Annotated in this window: 28 protein-coding genes; 2 read left to right on the top strand and 26 right to left on the bottom strand. The window is 43.4% G+C overall.

Annotated elements, in window-relative coordinates:
* Nucleotides 1-341, top strand: a 341-nt coding sequence (locus EI162_RS05890) for an IS30 family transposase (RefSeq protein ID WP_192523308.1), incomplete at its 5' end; no start/stop codon positions are given.
* A 46-nt stretch (nt 342-387) separates the two neighbouring features.
* The gene (locus tag EI162_RS05885; RefSeq protein ID WP_192523477.1) at nt 388-1,008 is read left to right on the top strand and encodes an L-threonylcarbamoyladenylate synthase; all 621 of its coding nucleotides are present in this window, start codon (nt 388-390) and stop codon (nt 1,006-1,008) included.
* A 77-nt stretch (nt 1,009-1,085) separates the two neighbouring features.
* Here the strand turns inward: EI162_RS05885 and rplQ are convergent, their stop codons facing one another.
* The 26 genes from rplQ to rplD form a co-directional block, all read right to left on the bottom strand.
* The gene (gene rplQ, locus EI162_RS05880; protein ID WP_010196736.1) at nt 1,086-1,445 is read right to left on the bottom strand and encodes a 50S ribosomal protein L17; all 360 of its coding nucleotides are present in this window, start codon (nt 1,443-1,445) and stop codon (nt 1,086-1,088) included.
* Nucleotides 1,446-1,464: 19 nt separating this feature from the next.
* The gene (locus tag EI162_RS05875; RefSeq protein ID WP_087040762.1) at nt 1,465-2,472 is read right to left on the bottom strand and encodes a DNA-directed RNA polymerase subunit alpha; all 1,008 of its coding nucleotides are present in this window, start codon (nt 2,470-2,472) and stop codon (nt 1,465-1,467) included.
* A gap of 80 nt (nt 2,473-2,552) precedes the next feature.
* The gene (gene rpsD, locus EI162_RS05870) at nt 2,553-3,194 is read right to left on the bottom strand and encodes a 30S ribosomal protein S4 (RefSeq protein WP_192523476.1); all 642 of its coding nucleotides are present in this window, start codon (nt 3,192-3,194) and stop codon (nt 2,553-2,555) included.
* Between the two features lie 48 nt (nt 3,195-3,242).
* The gene (gene rpsK / locus EI162_RS05865) at nt 3,243-3,632 is read right to left on the bottom strand and encodes a 30S ribosomal protein S11 (RefSeq protein ID WP_058368279.1); all 390 of its coding nucleotides are present in this window, start codon (nt 3,630-3,632) and stop codon (nt 3,243-3,245) included.
* A gap of 20 nt (nt 3,633-3,652) precedes the next feature.
* Entirely contained in the window at nt 3,653-4,009 is a 357-nt protein-coding gene (gene rpsM, locus EI162_RS05860; protein WP_021813384.1) for a 30S ribosomal protein S13, read from the bottom strand.
* 254 nt (nt 4,010-4,263) lie between these two features.
* The gene (rpmJ, locus tag EI162_RS05855; protein ID WP_010196721.1) at nt 4,264-4,380 is read right to left on the bottom strand and encodes a 50S ribosomal protein L36; all 117 of its coding nucleotides are present in this window, start codon (nt 4,378-4,380) and stop codon (nt 4,264-4,266) included.
* A 32-nt stretch (nt 4,381-4,412) separates the two neighbouring features.
* On the bottom strand, nt 4,413-5,744 hold the full coding sequence (gene secY / locus EI162_RS05850; RefSeq protein ID WP_192523479.1) for a preprotein translocase subunit SecY: 1,332 nt from the start codon (nt 5,742-5,744) through the stop codon (nt 4,413-4,415).
* 19 nt (nt 5,745-5,763) lie between these two features.
* On the bottom strand, nt 5,764-6,204 hold the full coding sequence (rplO, locus tag EI162_RS05845; protein WP_192523475.1) for a 50S ribosomal protein L15: 441 nt from the start codon (nt 6,202-6,204) through the stop codon (nt 5,764-5,766).
* The gene (gene rpmD, locus EI162_RS05840; RefSeq protein WP_010196714.1) at nt 6,204-6,383 is read right to left on the bottom strand and encodes a 50S ribosomal protein L30; all 180 of its coding nucleotides are present in this window, start codon (nt 6,381-6,383) and stop codon (nt 6,204-6,206) included. Before rpmD ends, rplO begins: the two co-directional genes overlap by 1 nt.
* A 20-nt stretch (nt 6,384-6,403) precedes the next feature.
* Nucleotides 6,404-6,919, bottom strand: a complete 516-nt coding sequence (gene rpsE / locus EI162_RS05835; RefSeq protein WP_192523474.1) for a 30S ribosomal protein S5 — start codon at nt 6,917-6,919, stop codon at nt 6,404-6,406.
* Between the two features lie 2 nt (nt 6,920-6,921).
* Nucleotides 6,922-7,272 carry a 50S ribosomal protein L18 gene (gene rplR / locus EI162_RS05830; RefSeq protein WP_192523473.1) on the bottom strand — a complete coding sequence of 117 codons (351 nt, stop codon included), beginning with the start codon at nt 7,270-7,272 and terminating at the stop codon, nt 6,922-6,924.
* 11 nt (nt 7,273-7,283) lie between these two features.
* Complete coding sequence (gene rplF / locus EI162_RS05825; RefSeq protein WP_192523472.1) at nt 7,284-7,817, bottom strand: 50S ribosomal protein L6; 534 nt, start codon at nt 7,815-7,817, stop codon at nt 7,284-7,286.
* Between the two features lie 226 nt (nt 7,818-8,043).
* Nucleotides 8,044-8,442, bottom strand: a complete 399-nt coding sequence (rpsH, locus tag EI162_RS05820) for a 30S ribosomal protein S8 (protein WP_192523471.1) — start codon at nt 8,440-8,442, stop codon at nt 8,044-8,046.
* Nucleotides 8,443-8,453: 11 nt separating this feature from the next.
* Nucleotides 8,454-8,759 carry a 30S ribosomal protein S14 gene (gene rpsN, locus EI162_RS05815; RefSeq protein ID WP_010196705.1) on the bottom strand — a complete coding sequence of 102 codons (306 nt, stop codon included), beginning with the start codon at nt 8,757-8,759 and terminating at the stop codon, nt 8,454-8,456.
* Nucleotides 8,760-8,771: 12 nt separating this feature from the next.
* Entirely contained in the window at nt 8,772-9,308 is a 537-nt protein-coding gene (gene rplE, locus EI162_RS05810; protein WP_192523470.1) for a 50S ribosomal protein L5, read from the bottom strand.
* 21 nt (nt 9,309-9,329) lie between these two features.
* The gene (gene rplX / locus EI162_RS05805; RefSeq protein WP_192523469.1) at nt 9,330-9,647 is read right to left on the bottom strand and encodes a 50S ribosomal protein L24; all 318 of its coding nucleotides are present in this window, start codon (nt 9,645-9,647) and stop codon (nt 9,330-9,332) included.
* Nucleotides 9,648-9,655: 8 nt separating this feature from the next.
* Nucleotides 9,656-10,024 carry a 50S ribosomal protein L14 gene (rplN, locus tag EI162_RS05800; RefSeq protein ID WP_010196702.1) on the bottom strand — a complete coding sequence of 123 codons (369 nt, stop codon included), beginning with the start codon at nt 10,022-10,024 and terminating at the stop codon, nt 9,656-9,658.
* A gap of 182 nt (nt 10,025-10,206) precedes the next feature.
* Nucleotides 10,207-10,479: a 30S ribosomal protein S17 gene (gene rpsQ, locus EI162_RS05795; RefSeq protein WP_010196699.1), complete on the bottom strand. Its 273-nt coding sequence runs from the start codon at nt 10,477-10,479 to the stop codon at nt 10,207-10,209.
* A complete protein-coding gene (gene rpmC / locus EI162_RS05790) occupies nt 10,476-10,673 on the bottom strand; it encodes a 50S ribosomal protein L29 (protein WP_110923946.1) in 198 nt (65 codons plus the stop codon). Before rpmC ends, rpsQ begins: the two co-directional genes overlap by 4 nt.
* The gene (rplP, locus tag EI162_RS05785) at nt 10,673-11,086 is read right to left on the bottom strand and encodes a 50S ribosomal protein L16 (protein ID WP_192523468.1); all 414 of its coding nucleotides are present in this window, start codon (nt 11,084-11,086) and stop codon (nt 10,673-10,675) included. The genes rpmC and rplP overlap by 1 nt, the downstream gene beginning before the upstream one ends.
* A 3-nt stretch (nt 11,087-11,089) precedes the next feature.
* Nucleotides 11,090-11,818 carry a 30S ribosomal protein S3 gene (rpsC, locus tag EI162_RS05780; protein ID WP_192523467.1) on the bottom strand — a complete coding sequence of 243 codons (729 nt, stop codon included), beginning with the start codon at nt 11,816-11,818 and terminating at the stop codon, nt 11,090-11,092.
* Nucleotides 11,819-11,821: 3 nt separating this feature from the next.
* Nucleotides 11,822-12,151, bottom strand: coding sequence for a 50S ribosomal protein L22 (gene rplV / locus EI162_RS05775; RefSeq protein ID WP_192523466.1), 330 nt, complete (start codon nt 12,149-12,151; stop codon nt 11,822-11,824).
* A gap of 10 nt (nt 12,152-12,161) precedes the next feature.
* Nucleotides 12,162-12,437: a 30S ribosomal protein S19 gene (gene rpsS / locus EI162_RS05770; protein WP_192523465.1), complete on the bottom strand. Its 276-nt coding sequence runs from the start codon at nt 12,435-12,437 to the stop codon at nt 12,162-12,164.
* Nucleotides 12,438-12,449: 12 nt separating this feature from the next.
* Complete coding sequence (gene rplB / locus EI162_RS05765) at nt 12,450-13,280, bottom strand: 50S ribosomal protein L2 (protein ID WP_192523464.1); 831 nt, start codon at nt 13,278-13,280, stop codon at nt 12,450-12,452.
* An 11-nt stretch (nt 13,281-13,291) separates the two neighbouring features.
* Nucleotides 13,292-13,642 (bottom strand): 50S ribosomal protein L23, encoded by a 351-nt coding sequence (gene rplW, locus EI162_RS05760; RefSeq protein ID WP_192523463.1) that lies wholly within the window; start codon nt 13,640-13,642, stop codon nt 13,292-13,294.
* Nucleotides 13,639-14,241 carry a 50S ribosomal protein L4 gene (gene rplD / locus EI162_RS05755; RefSeq protein ID WP_192523462.1) on the bottom strand — a complete coding sequence of 201 codons (603 nt, stop codon included), beginning with the start codon at nt 14,239-14,241 and terminating at the stop codon, nt 13,639-13,641. Before rplD ends, rplW begins: the two co-directional genes overlap by 4 nt.
* Nucleotides 14,242-14,251 lie beyond the last annotated feature (10 nt).

Below are 14,251 nucleotides of genomic sequence, written 5' to 3'. Positions count from 1 at the left end.
AAACGGCACAGCAAGTATCAGAGGCAATGATAGGTATCCTAAAGCCAGTGAGGTTACAGGTTAAGACCATTACCTCTGACAATGGTAAAGAGTTTGCTCAGCATAAGAAGGTGAAACAAAAGCTCTTTAGCGCTTTCTTCTTTGCCGATGCTTATGCGTCATGGCAGCGAGGAACCAACGAGAATACCAACGGATTAATCAGAGAGTTCTTGCCTAAGGGTTGTGACTTTAGACAAGTCTCTGATAATGAGATACAGGACATTGAGAATAAACTAAACAACAGACCAAGAAAACGCTTAGGGTTTAAAACGCCCAATCAGGTGTTCTATAATATAATTTAGCGTTGCACTTGGTGTGTTAATCTAAGTTATAAAATAAGGATCTATTATGCAAGTATTCTACATTCATCCAGACAACCCGCAGCAACGTCTTATCGAGCAAGCAGCGGATCTATTACGCAAAGATCAGTTGATTATCTATCCTACCGATACCAGCTATGCTTTTGGTTGCCGTTTAGGGGCAAAAGACGCGCTAGAAAAACTCAAACAAATTCGTGAGCTTGATGACAAACACCAGTTCACCTTACTATGCCGTGATCTAAGTGAGATTGCCAGCTACGCCACCGTGGACAATGTGCAGTTCAAACAGATAAAAGCGCATACGCCAGCACCTATTACTTTTATTTTAAATGCCACCAAAGATGTGCCTAAGAAGTTGGCTCACGCAAAGAAAAAGACGATTGGCATTCGAGTACCAAGCAACCCTATCGCTCAGGCTCTGTTAGAGGCCATGGATGAACCTATCCTAACCAGCTCATTGATATTGCCGAACCGCGATGACATCCTTGATGACCCGTTTGAAATTGAAGATTTATTAACCAATCAAATAGATGGATTAATCAACGCTGGAATTAAGACCACCAAGCTGACCACTATTGTAGATATGACCAGCAGCCAACCTGAAATTATTAGGCAGGGTGCTGCGGATGTCGAATCGTTATTATTGTAATTGACCAAAAGCATTACGCATAAAAAAAGCTCCAATTAATTGGAGCTTTTTTTATAAATTATATCATCAATATAAAATTAGTCGCGATCAACCAATTCTACATAAGCCATTGGCGCATTGTCACCATCACGATGACCACATTTTACGATACGCAAATAACCACCTGGACGCGTTTGGTAACGAGGACCTAACGTGCCAAACAATTTGCCTACCATAGCTTTGCTACGCATACGGCTGAATGCTAAACGACGATTAGCAACGCTGTCTTCTTTAGCCATAGTGATCAACGGCTCGGCAACGCGACGTAATTCTTTAGCTTTTGGTAAAGTTGTTTTGATCAGTTCATGCTCAAATAATGAGTTGGTCATGTTCTGAAACATTGCCTTACGATGACTGCCGGTACGACCCAGCTTGACTCCACTCTTACGATGGCGCATAGTCAAAAATCCTTAAAGTTTAACGGCTACGATAAGAAAAGCGATCATCAACACGTAAATCAGCTGGCGGCCAGTTATCTAGGCGCATACCGAGCTCTAAATCTTTAGACGCTAATACGTCTTTGATTTCCGTTAATGATTTCTTACCAAGATTTGGGGTTTTTAGTAGTTCAGTCTCTGAACGCTGTACCAAATCACCGATATAGTAAATGTTTTCAGCTTTCAAGCAGTTGGCTGAGCGAACCGTTAGTTCAAGATCGTCCACAGGGCGTAATAGCACCGGGTCAACCTCTTCTTTTTCTTTCACAGGCTCAGGCGCTTCTTCAGCTTCTAGGTCAACAAAGATAGAAATCTGTTGTTGTAATATAGTGGCTGCTTTACGAATTGCTTCTTCTGGATCTATAGTGCCATTAGTTTCAAGCTCAACGATAAGACGATCAAGGTCAGTACGCTGCTCTACACGAGCGTTCTCAACTTGATAAGCAACACGAAGCACAGGACTAAAACTTGCATCAAGCTTTAAGCGTCCAATTGCTTTGGTATCACCATCTTCACGGCGCTGGTTTGCTGGCTCATATCCACGACCCATTACTACACGCAAACGCATCTTAAGATGACCACGGTCGCTCAATGTACCCAATACCAATTCTGGATTGATAATATCCACATTGTGCGGTAACGCGATGTCTGCAGCAGTAATAGTGCCTGGACCTTGTTTATCCAAGGTCAAAAATACTTCATTTTGGTCATGAAGCGTGATTGCTAAGCCTTTTAGATTCAAAAGCAAATCAAGCACATCTTCTTGCAATCCCTCAAGCGTTGAGTATTCATGGTCAACACCATCAATCTCAGCTTCAATGACTGCAGCACCAGGTAATGAAGATAACAAGATGCGACGTAAGGCATTACCAAGGGTATGCCCAAAGCCGCGTTCTAACGGTTCGAGCGTGACTTTCGCAATCGTTTCATTAACCGTATCCACATTAATGGCGTTCGGCGTTAGAAACTCAGTTGCATTTAGCATCATGATGTCACCTCGATTTATTAAACTGGTTTAATTAACGTTGATTGCTCAATGCCACTTCCATGGCATCGAGCAGTACGTCATTACTTAGAGTATAGCTCAACGATCAAGCTTTCGTTGATTTCAGCAGGTAGATCAATACGATCAGGCGCTTGTTTGAACGTGCCTTGTAGTTTGCTGTGATCAACATCTAGCCATTCTGGAATACCACGTTGTGACGCTAGTTCAATAGCGTTTTTAATACGTAGTTGTTCGCGAGACTTCTCTTGGATAGCGATGACATCACCATCTTGCAACTGGATTGATGGAATGTTCACACGAACAAACTCGTCACGGCCAGCTTTTTTTACCATAACGGTACGATGACTAACCAACTGGCGTGCTTCAGCACGAGTTGAGCCAAAGCCCATACGATATACTACGTTATCAAGACGACTCTCAAGCATTGCTAACAAGTTCTCACCAGTAGCACCACGCTTACGAGCAGCTTCTTTATAGTAGTTGGCAAATTGACGCTCTAATACACCATAGATACGCTTAACTTTTTGTTTTTCGCGTAACTGTAGAGAGTACTCTGAGCTTTTATTACGACTGACACCATGTTGACCAGGTGGACGAGCCGCTTTTTTCGTTTTTACGTCATATGGTTTAACACCAGACTTAAGGCCTAAGTCTGTACCTTCACGACGTGATAATTTGAGTTTTGGTCCAATATAGCGGGCCATTGTTATGTCTCCTATAAGCTTTTGGGATAAAAAGCTTCGTCTTTAATATTAGACGCGGCGCTTTTTCGGCGCACGGCAACCATTGTGTGGGATTGGGGTTACATCAGAGATGCTGTTAACTTTATAACCCAATGCACCTAGTGCTCTTACCGCAGACTCACGACCCGGTCCTGGTCCTTTGACCAAAACATCGATATTCTTAACACCATATTCTTGAGCCGCTTTACCAGCGACTTCAGCTGCAACCTGAGCTGCAAATGGTGTAGATTTACGTGAACCACGGAAGCCTTGTCCACCTGAAGTGGCCCAAGCCAGTGCATTACCTTGACGATCGGTAATCGTAACAATGGTGTTATTAAAAGACGCATGGATATGGGCAACGCCCTCCGATACTGAACGACGAGTCACTTTCTTGCGACTACGAGTGTCTTTAGCCATCTTTTAGCTTCCTAAGTTAATTATCTTTTGAGAGGGCGTGTCGGACCCTTACGAGTACGAGCGTTGTTCTTGGTATTCTGACCTCTAACCGGTAGGTTACGACGATGGCGAATGCCACGGTAACAACCAAGATCAACCAAACGCTTAATATTCATTGATACTTCACGACGAAGGTCACCCTCAGTCATGTAATTTGCAACTTGTGCACGGATAGCATCTAACTGTGTGTCATCTAACTGACTAACTTTAGTAGTAGGGGCAATGCCAACTGCTTCTAAGATTTTCTGAGCAGTGGTACGACCTACACCAAAGATGTAAGTTAGTGAAATAACAGCATGCTTATTATCCGGAATGTTTACGCCGGCAATACGAGCCATTGATTTCTCTCCATTAAAGAAAAATAAGCGTTATCTATCGATAAGGCATTATTCTTCAGATTTGTTGCTGTCAATACTAAAGCTTTTATAATTAAAATCTCTGCTTTGACTTGGTAGCAAGCCTATTCGTTGACGCTATTATAAAATATTTTGTATAAACTACGGCAAGTGGCGGATGATATCGCATCCGCCGTCATTTTTCAAGTGTTAAATTAGATAGCAGTAAAATCCTTAAGATTTTTTAATACTAAATATTAACCTTGACGTTGCTTGTGGCGAGGTTCTGCAGTACAAATAATATGTACACGGCCTTTACGGCGCACAACTTTACAGCTACCACAAATCTTTTTAACTGATGCTTGAACTTTCATAGCATGCTCCTTTGAGATATCGTACCGCTCATTTAAGGTTGAGTGGGCGATTGAATTAACGTCTGATCATGATATTGATGGGTCATCAAATGCGCTTGAATTTGCGAGATGAAGTCCATCACCACAACCACCATAATCAGTAACGACGTACCACCAAGTTGAAACGGTACACCAAACGATGACTGGACGACCATTGGCATTAAACAAATAACCGTCATATACATCGCGCCAATAAAGGTCAGTCGGTTTAATACATGATCGAGGTAACGCTGAGTTTGTTGTCCGGGGCGGATACCTGGGATATACGCACCACTACGTTTAAGGTTCTCAGCTACTTCGCGCGGACTAAATACCAATGCCGTATAAAAGTAACAGAAGAAAATAATCATTGCGCCAAACAGTACTAAATATAGCGGTTGCCCTGGTGACAGTACCAACGCCATATTTTGTAAGATTTTCTGTGTAAAGGTAGGATCAGTTGATTGACCAACCCACTGCCCTAAACTTGCTGGAAACAACAATAACGAGCTGGCAAAAATGGCTGGGATAACCCCTGCCATGTTTAGCTTCAACGGCAGATGTGACTGCTGCTGAGCATATATTTTGCGACCTTGTTGTTGCTTTTGCGCATAGTTTACGGGGACTCGGCGCTGAGCACGTTCAATATAAACAATGCCTGCGGTAACCGCGATACCTAGTAGCACAAAAATAAACAATACAATCAAGTTCATCTGACCTTGATTGACCTGCTCGATAGACTGCGAAATCATACCTGGCGTACCAGCCACAATGCTTGCAAAAATAAGCATTGAGATACCATTACCTACACCACGTTCTGTAATTTGCTCACCAAGCCACATTAAGAACATAGCACCTGCTACTAATGAAGTAACAGCTGGAATATAAAAGGTAAGACCAGAAGATAAAGTAAGGTTTTGGCTGATTAGGCCAGCACACATTCCTAATGACTGCACTAGCGCTAAACCAAGTGTCCCTTGACGGGTATATTTATTTAGCTTACGTCGTCCCGCTTCGCCCTCTTTTTTGAGTGCTTCAAGCGATGGTAATACCGCAGACATCATCTGTACGATAATGGATGCTGATATATATGGCATGATGCCAAGCGCCATGATGGACATACGCTCTAGTGCACCACCCGAAAACATGTTAAACATGCTTAGAATGGTGTTTTCGTTGCGCGAAAACAGATCAGCCAAGTTAACCGGATTGATACCCGGTACTGGAATATGTGACCCTAAACGATAAACAATCAATGCGCCGATTAAAAATAATAAACGCGTCCATAATTCATCGTATTTACGGATGAATGCAAATGGATTGAGCGGTATACCAGTCGATGACATTGATTGTTTTGACACGTTACTACTCCTCGATGCTACCACCAGCAGCTTCGATTGCTTGCTTGGCACCTTTAGTCACTTTGATACCTTTAAAGGTATAAGCTTTAGTGACTTCGCCAGATAGCATAACACGCGCACGCTTCATATCATGACGGATAAGATTAGCAGCTTTAAGTGTTTCAATGCTAACCACGTCGCCTTCAATTTTATTCAGTTCAGACAAACGGACTTCAGCAGTCTTCATCGCCATTTTACTGGTAAAACCAAATTTTGGTAGACGACGATATAAAGGCATTTGACCGCCTTCAAATCCTGAGCGAACGCTAGAACCTGAACGAGATTTCTGACCTTTTACACCACGACCACCAGTCTTACCAAGACCTGAACCGATACCACGACCACGACGTTGGGCAGTTTTCTTTGCGCCAACACCTGGTGATAATTCATTTAATCTAAGTCCCATTACGCTTCCTCCACTTTTACCATGTAGTTGACGCGATTGACCATACCACGGGTTGAAGGAGTATCTTCTACTTCAACAGTATGATTAATACGGCGTAAACCCAATCCTTTCAAGCTCGCTTTGTGGCTCTTTAGGCGATGGGCACCTGATTTAAATTGAGTGACTTTCATTTTTTTCATCGTAACTCACCTAGTTTAAGTTAACCCAAGATTTCGTCTACAGATTTACCACGTTTCGCTGCCATCTTCTCTGGAGTTGACATATCACGTAAACCGTTAAACGTTGCACGAACAACGTTAGCAGTATTGGTAGAACCATAACATTTAGTCAAAACATCTTTGACACCAGCAACTTCTAATACCGCACGCATTGCGCCACCGGCGATTACGCCAGTACCTTCAGATGCAGGCTGCATAAGAACTTTACTAGCACCATGACGTGCTTTGATCGGATGATACAAAGTTGCATCATTTAGCTCAACAGTAATCATATTACGTTTGGCAGCTTCTAGTGCTTTTTGGATAGCAGCTGGCACTTCACGCGCTTTACCACGACCAAAACCAACACGACCATTGCCATCGCCCACTACGGTCAACGCAGTGAAAGAGAAGATACGACCACCTTTAACAACTTTTGCAACGCGATCAACGGTAACTAAGCGTTCTACTAGACCGTCAGTCTGTTCATTTTTATCATTTTTATCATTTCTAGCCATGATTAAAACTCCAATCCGTTTTCGCGAGCAGCTTCAGCTAAAGCTTTCACTCGACCATGATATTTAAAACCACTACGGTCAAAGGCAACTTTTGTAATACCAGCTGCTTTTGCGCGTTCTGCGATCAATTGGCCCACAGACGTCGCTGCATCAGCGTTACCAGTCGCGCCTGAGCGCAAGCTGCTGTCTAAGGTAGATGCCTGAGCAATCACTTCACCACCGTTCGGAGAGATAATCTGGGCATAGATGTGTTTCGGTGTGCGGTTAACCGTTAGACGATTAGCGCCTAAAACACGGATGTGTGCACGGGTTTTCTTAGCTCGACGTAGACGAGCTGCTTTTTTATCAAACATTTCAACTCACCTTATTTTTTCTTGGCTTCTTTGCGAATCACATGCTCGTCACTATAACGAATACCTTTACCTTTATAAGGCTCAGGTGGGCGGAAACCACGGATATTAGCCGCTGCTTGACCAAGCTGCTGTTTATTGTTTGATTTCAAAACAATTTCAGTTTGCGTTGGGGTTTCAGCTGATACACCTTCAGGTAGCGTATATTCTACTGGATGTGAGTAACCAACGTTCAACGTTACTTTATTACCAGTAGCTTGAGCGCGATAACCAACACCAATTAACTGAAGACGTTTTTCAAAGCCTTCACTCACGCCGATAACATAATTGTTAAGCAGGGCGCGCATGGTGCCAGTGTGCATCATGGCATCTTTTGAATCGACTGTAGGTGAGAAAACGATTGCATCATCTTCCTGTTTCAGCTCGACCAATTCATGCAGGCGTAAAGACATATTGCCATTCTTGCCTTTAACTTCGACCTGCCGATCGTTCAAAGTAACGCTTACGCCGTTTGGCAGCGTCACTGGGGCTTTAGCCACACGAGACATAGGAGTATTCCTTAAAAAATTAACTTGCTTTTATTAGCGAAAAAACTAACAGGCTAAAAAGCCTGCTAGTTTAGCATAATTGTCCCCAATAAACACCATCCAATCTAATCAATCTCAGGTGTTCAGCTTTCTTTGAACTGACTATAAATCATAATAGATTTAATTAAGCTCAAAGGGGTTCAAATAGACTTTATCGTCTCATTACCTAACGCAATAACTGCGGATATTAGGCAACGAATGCGACGATTTCACCACCGATACCAGCAGCGCGTGCAGCACGATCACTCATGATGCCTTGACTGGTTGATACAATAGCAACACCCATACCTTGCTTAACAGTAGGGATAGCGTCTTTACCGCGATGCTGGCGTAAACCAGGACGGCTAAAACGTTGGATCGTTTCGATGACAGCTTTGCCTTCGAAGTATTTTAGTTCGATAGATAAGGTTGCTTTGTTGTTGTCTTCTTCAGTCACAACAGCGCTAGCCACATAACCTTCACTAACCAATAAGTCAGCGATTGATTTACGTAGTTTAGAGCTCGGCATTGCTACCGATACTTTGTTAGCCATTTGTGCGTTACGAATACGGGTTAGCATATCCCCAACGGTATCTTGCATACTCATATAGTTACTCCTTACCAGCTTGCTTTACGAACACCAGGCACATCGCCTTGCATGACACGCTCACGCAGCATATTGCGTGATAAGCCAAACTTGCGGAAGTAACCGTGAGGACGACCTGTGATAGCACAACGATTGCGCAGACGTACTGGCGATGAGTTGCGTGGTAGGGCTTGTAGCTCTAGCATCGCTTCCATACGTGTTTCGTCACTTGCAGTCATATCACTGATAGTTTCTTTTAGCTTGATACGCTTTTCAGCATATTTAGCAACCATTTTTTCGCGTTTTAATTCGCGGTTAATCATGCTCTTCTTTGCCATAACGTCTTTACCTTATTTAAATGGGAAGCCGAATGCTTTAAGCAACGCACGACCTTCTTCATCAGTACCAGCTGACGTGGTGATCGTCACATCCATACCGCGGATACGATCAATCTTGTCAAAATCTACTTCTGGGAATACAATTTGTTCTTTGATACCCAATGAGTAGTTACCACGTCCGTCAAAGGCTTTAGGTGAAAAACCGCGGAAATCACGAATACGAGGAATTGCAATGGCAATGAGACGATCTAAAAATTCGTACATTTGCTCACCGCGTAGCGTTACTTTACAGCCAATTGGCCATTCTTCACGAATCTTAAAGCCAGCAACTGATTTACGCGCTTTGGTGACGACAGGTTTTTGACCAGCAATTGCAGTCATATCAGCCACTGCACCTTCAAGCAATTTCTTGTCTTGAGACGCACCGCCTACACCCATATTAAGTGTGACTTTAGTGATTTTAGGCACTTGCATCACATTCGCCAAACCAAGCTCTTCTTTGATTTGCTGCTTTAGTTCATCGTTATATAAAGATTTTAATCTTGCCATTACCATTACACCCTTAGTGTCTTACGCAGTCGCCACTACTTCACCGTTCGAACGATAGACGCGTTGTTTGTTGCCGTCTTCGCCGAATTGATAAGTAATACGGTCTGCTTTTTGGGTTTGCGCATTTAAGATTGCGACATTTGAGATATGCAGAAAAGCTTCTTGCTTAATAATGCCACCTTCAACGCCAGTCGCCTGATTTGGCTTCTGATGTTTAGTAACAATGTTAATGCCTTCTACTTTAATACGATCGTTTTTTACAGCTTGCACAGTACCTTGTTTGCCTTTATCTTTACCAGCAATCACGATAACTGTATCGCCTTTACGTAATTTTGACATGGATTACCTCACAATACTTCTGGTGCTAGTGATACAATTTTCATAAACTGATCACCACGTAGTTCACGAGTTACCGGTCCAAAAATACGAGTTGCAATCGGTGCTTTGTTTTGGTTCAACAATACCGCAGCATTGTCATCAAAACGTAATACCGAACCATCAGGGCGACGAACGCCTTTTTTGGTACGTACAACTACTGCATTCATCACGTCGCCTTTTTTAACACGACCACGCGGAATGGCTTCTTTAACCGTTACTTTAATAATGTCGCCAACTGATGCATAACGACGATGAGAACCACCCAGTACTTTAATGCACTGAACTCGCCTTGCACCGCTATTATCTGCAACTTCCAGCATTGACTCAACCTGAATCATAGCGTTACTCCACACGTATGAGCAATAAAAACCAGTTGCTGCCGCTAGCACAGTATGAGTAGACGGCATTTTAATATAAATAACCGCACCTAACTCTTAATGTGAGTGATATACGCTCGGCGCAATCAGCATCCTTAAAAAGGCGGCTATTTTAACAGCTTCTGGCTTTTAATGCAATTTACTTAGATTTTTTCTACTTTTTCAACCACATCAACCAAAGTCCAAGACTTGGTTTTTGAGATTGGACGCGTTTCTTTGATGCGGACAAGGTCGCCTTGTTGGCAAACATTATTCTCATCATGAGCTTTGATTTTTGTAGAACGACGAAGCTGCTTGCCATACAAAGGATGACGAACCAGACGCTCAATCAAAACTGTGATGGACTTGTCCATCTTGTCGCTGACAACTCGTCCTGTCAATACGCTAGCATTAGCTGTTTGATTGTTATCGCTCATGAGTCGCCTCGTTGTTTCTCGTTAATCAAAGTCTGAAGCTGAGCAATCGTACGACGATTGCCACGTACTTCATGGGTATTACCCAACTGACCAGTTGCTTTAGCCATACGAATACGGAAAGCATCAAGTTGCTTTTCATCAAGTAACTGAGTCAGTTCTTCTAATGATTTATCACGTAATTCACTGATCTTCATTACATTATCGTCCGCTTAACAATGGTAGTTTTAAAGGGCAGTTTTGCTGCAGCAAGCGTTAAGGCTTCGCGAGCAAGCTCTTCTGAGACCCCTTCGATTTCATATAGCACTTTACCAGGTTTGACTTCGCATACCCAATATTCTACAGGACCTTTACCTTTACCCATACGTACTTCGAGTGGTTTATTAGTAATTGGTTTGTCTGGGAATACACGAATCCAAATCTTACCGCCACGCTTAATTTTACGAGTGATGGTACGACGTGCTGCTTCAATTTGACGGGCAGTCATACGACCACGAGTCAACGATTTTAGACCAATTTGTCCGAATGCAACGGTGCTTCCACGATGAGCTAGCCCAGTGTTACGACCTTTGTGCATTTTACGAAACTTGGTACGTTTTGGCTGTAACATAGTTTAACCTCTGTCTGAGTTTCGACGGTTTCCGTTTCCACGACCACGGCGTTTTGGCGCACGAGGCTTATCTTCCTTCACGGGATTATAAACACTGTTCATACCGTCAAGGATTTCGCCACGGAAAATCCAAACTTTTACACCGATAGTGCCGTAAGTTGTCTCTGCACGTATTGACGCATAGTCAATATCAGCGCGGAGTGTATGCAATGGCACACGACCTTCACGGTACCATTCAGTACGAGCAATCTCAGCACCGCCAAGACGGCCAGACAGCTCAACTTTGATACCTTTAGCACCAGAACGCATGCTGTTCTGTACCGCGCGCTTCATCGCACGACGGAACATAACACGACGCTCAAGCTGGCTACCGATACCGTCTGCTACTAAACGTGCATCAAGATCCGGTGATGTAATTTCTTCAATGTTGACCTGAGCAGGTACGCCCATAATTTTGGTCAATTCTTTTTGAAGTCTTTCGATATCTTCGCCTTTTTTACCGATAACAATACCAGGACGCGCAGTGGCGATGGTAATCTTAGCAGCACCAGTAGGACGCTCGATCATGATGTTGCTGATCATAGCTTTATCTAGTTTTTTGCGTAGATACTCACGAACTTGAATGTCGTTGATGAGGTATTCTGAGTATTGTTTAGGGTTAGCATACCAGTTTGCGTTATGCTTTTTGACAACACCAAGACGAATTCCGATTGGATGTACTTTTTGTCCCATAACTTATTCTCCTACCTTTATAGTGATGTGACAAGTACGCTTGCTGATACGATCAGCGCGACCTTTGGCACGTGGTAGGATACGTTTTAGCGTAATGCCTTCATCAACGTAGATGGTTGATACTTTAAGGGTATCAATATCTAAACCGTCGTTATGTTCGGCATTGGCGATGGCTGAGTTAAGGCATTTCTTAACAAATACAGCGCCTTTTTTATTACTATACGTTAGGATATCCAAAGCACGCTCAATAGATTTGCCACGAACTTCATCAGCGACGAGTCTAACTTTTTGTGCCGAAATGGCGGCACCGCGTAATTTTGCAGTTACTTCCATGGTAAGCACCTTATCTCTTAGCTTTTCTGTCAATGCCATGACCACGATACGTACGAGTCGGGGCAAATTCACCTAGTTTATGACCAACCATCTGCTCACTTACGATAACCGGTACATGAGTACGGCCGTTGTGAACAGACAAAGTTAGGCCAACCATTTGGGGCAGAATCATCGAGCGGCGCGACCAAGTTTTAATGGGCTTGCGTGAGTTGGTGTCTAATGCATTCTCAACTTTGGCAAACAAATGCGCGTCTATGAATGGACCTTTTTTCAATGAACGAGGCATGAAATTCTTCCTTTATTTCTTCTTGGCGCGACGGCGACGGATAATCATACTGTCAGTACGCTTATTATGACGCGTTTTAAGTCCTTTAGACTTCTGACCCCAAGGGCTGGTTGGATGGCGACCTTTGTTACGACCTTCACCACCACCATGTGGGTGATCAATCGGGTTCATAGCGACACCACGAACAGAAGGACGAATACCGCGCCAACGTGAAGCACCGGCTTTACCAAGTGATTTCAAGTTGTTTTCAGTATTAGATACTTCACCAATAACAGCTCGGCAATTTACGTGTACGCGGCGAGTTTCGCCAGAGCGCAAACGTAGAATAGCATAAATACCTTCACGACCTAACAACTGAACGCTAGCACCCGCAGAACGAGCCATCTGTGCACCTTTACCGATTTTAAGCTCGATATTGTGAATCACAGTACCCAATGGGATGTTTTTAAGCGGTAAACAGTTACCTGGACGGATTGGTGAGGTTTCACCTGACATTACGGTATCGCCAACTGCTTGCTTTTTAGCAGCAATGATATAGCGACGCTCGCCGTCAGCGTACTTAAGTAACGCAATATGAGCGGTACGGTTAGGATCGTATTCGATACGCTCTACCGTTGCTGGGATATTGTCTTTAGTACGTTTAAAATCGATGATACGATAATGATGCTTATGACCACCACCAACATGACGGGTAGTTATGCGACCATTATTGTTACGACCACCTGACTTACTTTTTGATTCGAGAAGCGCTGCATAAGGACGACCTTTGTAAAGGTGTGGATGCACCACTTTTTCAACAAAACGACGGCCTGGTGATGTTGGCTTTGCTTTTACGATAGGCATGAGTGTAATCCTTATTCGTTGTTCGCTGTTTCACTAGTAGAATCCGTAGTGTTCACTACGTCTTCACCAGCATCAGCCATTTGTACATCTTGACCAGCTTTTAAGGTAACATAGGCTTTCTTATAGTCGTTACGACGGCCGATGCTTTTACCAAAACGCTTTGTCTTACCTTTAACATTCAAAGTGTTCACTTTAATGACTTCAACACCTTCAAACATCAACTCAACTGCTTTTTTGACTTCAAGCTTAGTAGCATTAGAATCAATTTTAAATACCTGCACACCAAGTGAGTCGCCAAGCATTTGAGATTTTTCTGAGAATACAGGTCCTCTTAAGACCTGATAAAGTCTTGCGTTATTCATGCTAGTGCTTCCTCAAATTGTTTCGCAGCTTCAACTGACATGATCACTTTATCATATGCGATCAAACTCACTGGATCCACTTCGTTTGTACCAAGTACATTGACGTGTGGAATGTTGCGAGCGGCTAAGTATAAGTTTTCGTCAACTTCTTTGGTGACGATTAGTGCACGAGGTGCATTAAGCTCATTTAGCTTTGCAATCAGCTCTTTAGTCTTTGGTCCAGAAACGCTCAACTCTTCAACCAAAACCAAACGCTCTTGGCGAATCAATTCGGCGAGGATACACTGCATTGCACCGCGATACATCTTGCGGTTAACTTTCTGTGACCAATCCTGTGGTTTTGCAGCGAATGCACGACCACCAGAACGCCAGATTGGGCTACGAATAGAGCCTGCACGAGCGCGACCAGTACCTTTTTGGCGCCATGGCTTGATGCCACCGCCAGAAACTTCGGCACGGGTTTTTTGCGCACGTGTACCTTGGCGAGCACCAGCAAGATATGCGGTGACGACTTGATGCACTAATGCTTCGTTGAATTCACGACCGAAAGCCGTATCAGAAAGCTCAACCGCCGCACCTGTAACTGTTTTTAAATCCACGTTAATCCCC

Source organism: Psychrobacter sp. FME6 (genome assembly GCF_014861365.1).
Taxonomy (GTDB): domain Bacteria; phylum Pseudomonadota; class Gammaproteobacteria; order Pseudomonadales; family Moraxellaceae; genus Psychrobacter.
Note: the sequence above shows the minus strand (reverse complement) of the source record. Positions and strands in the feature narration are given on the sequence as shown.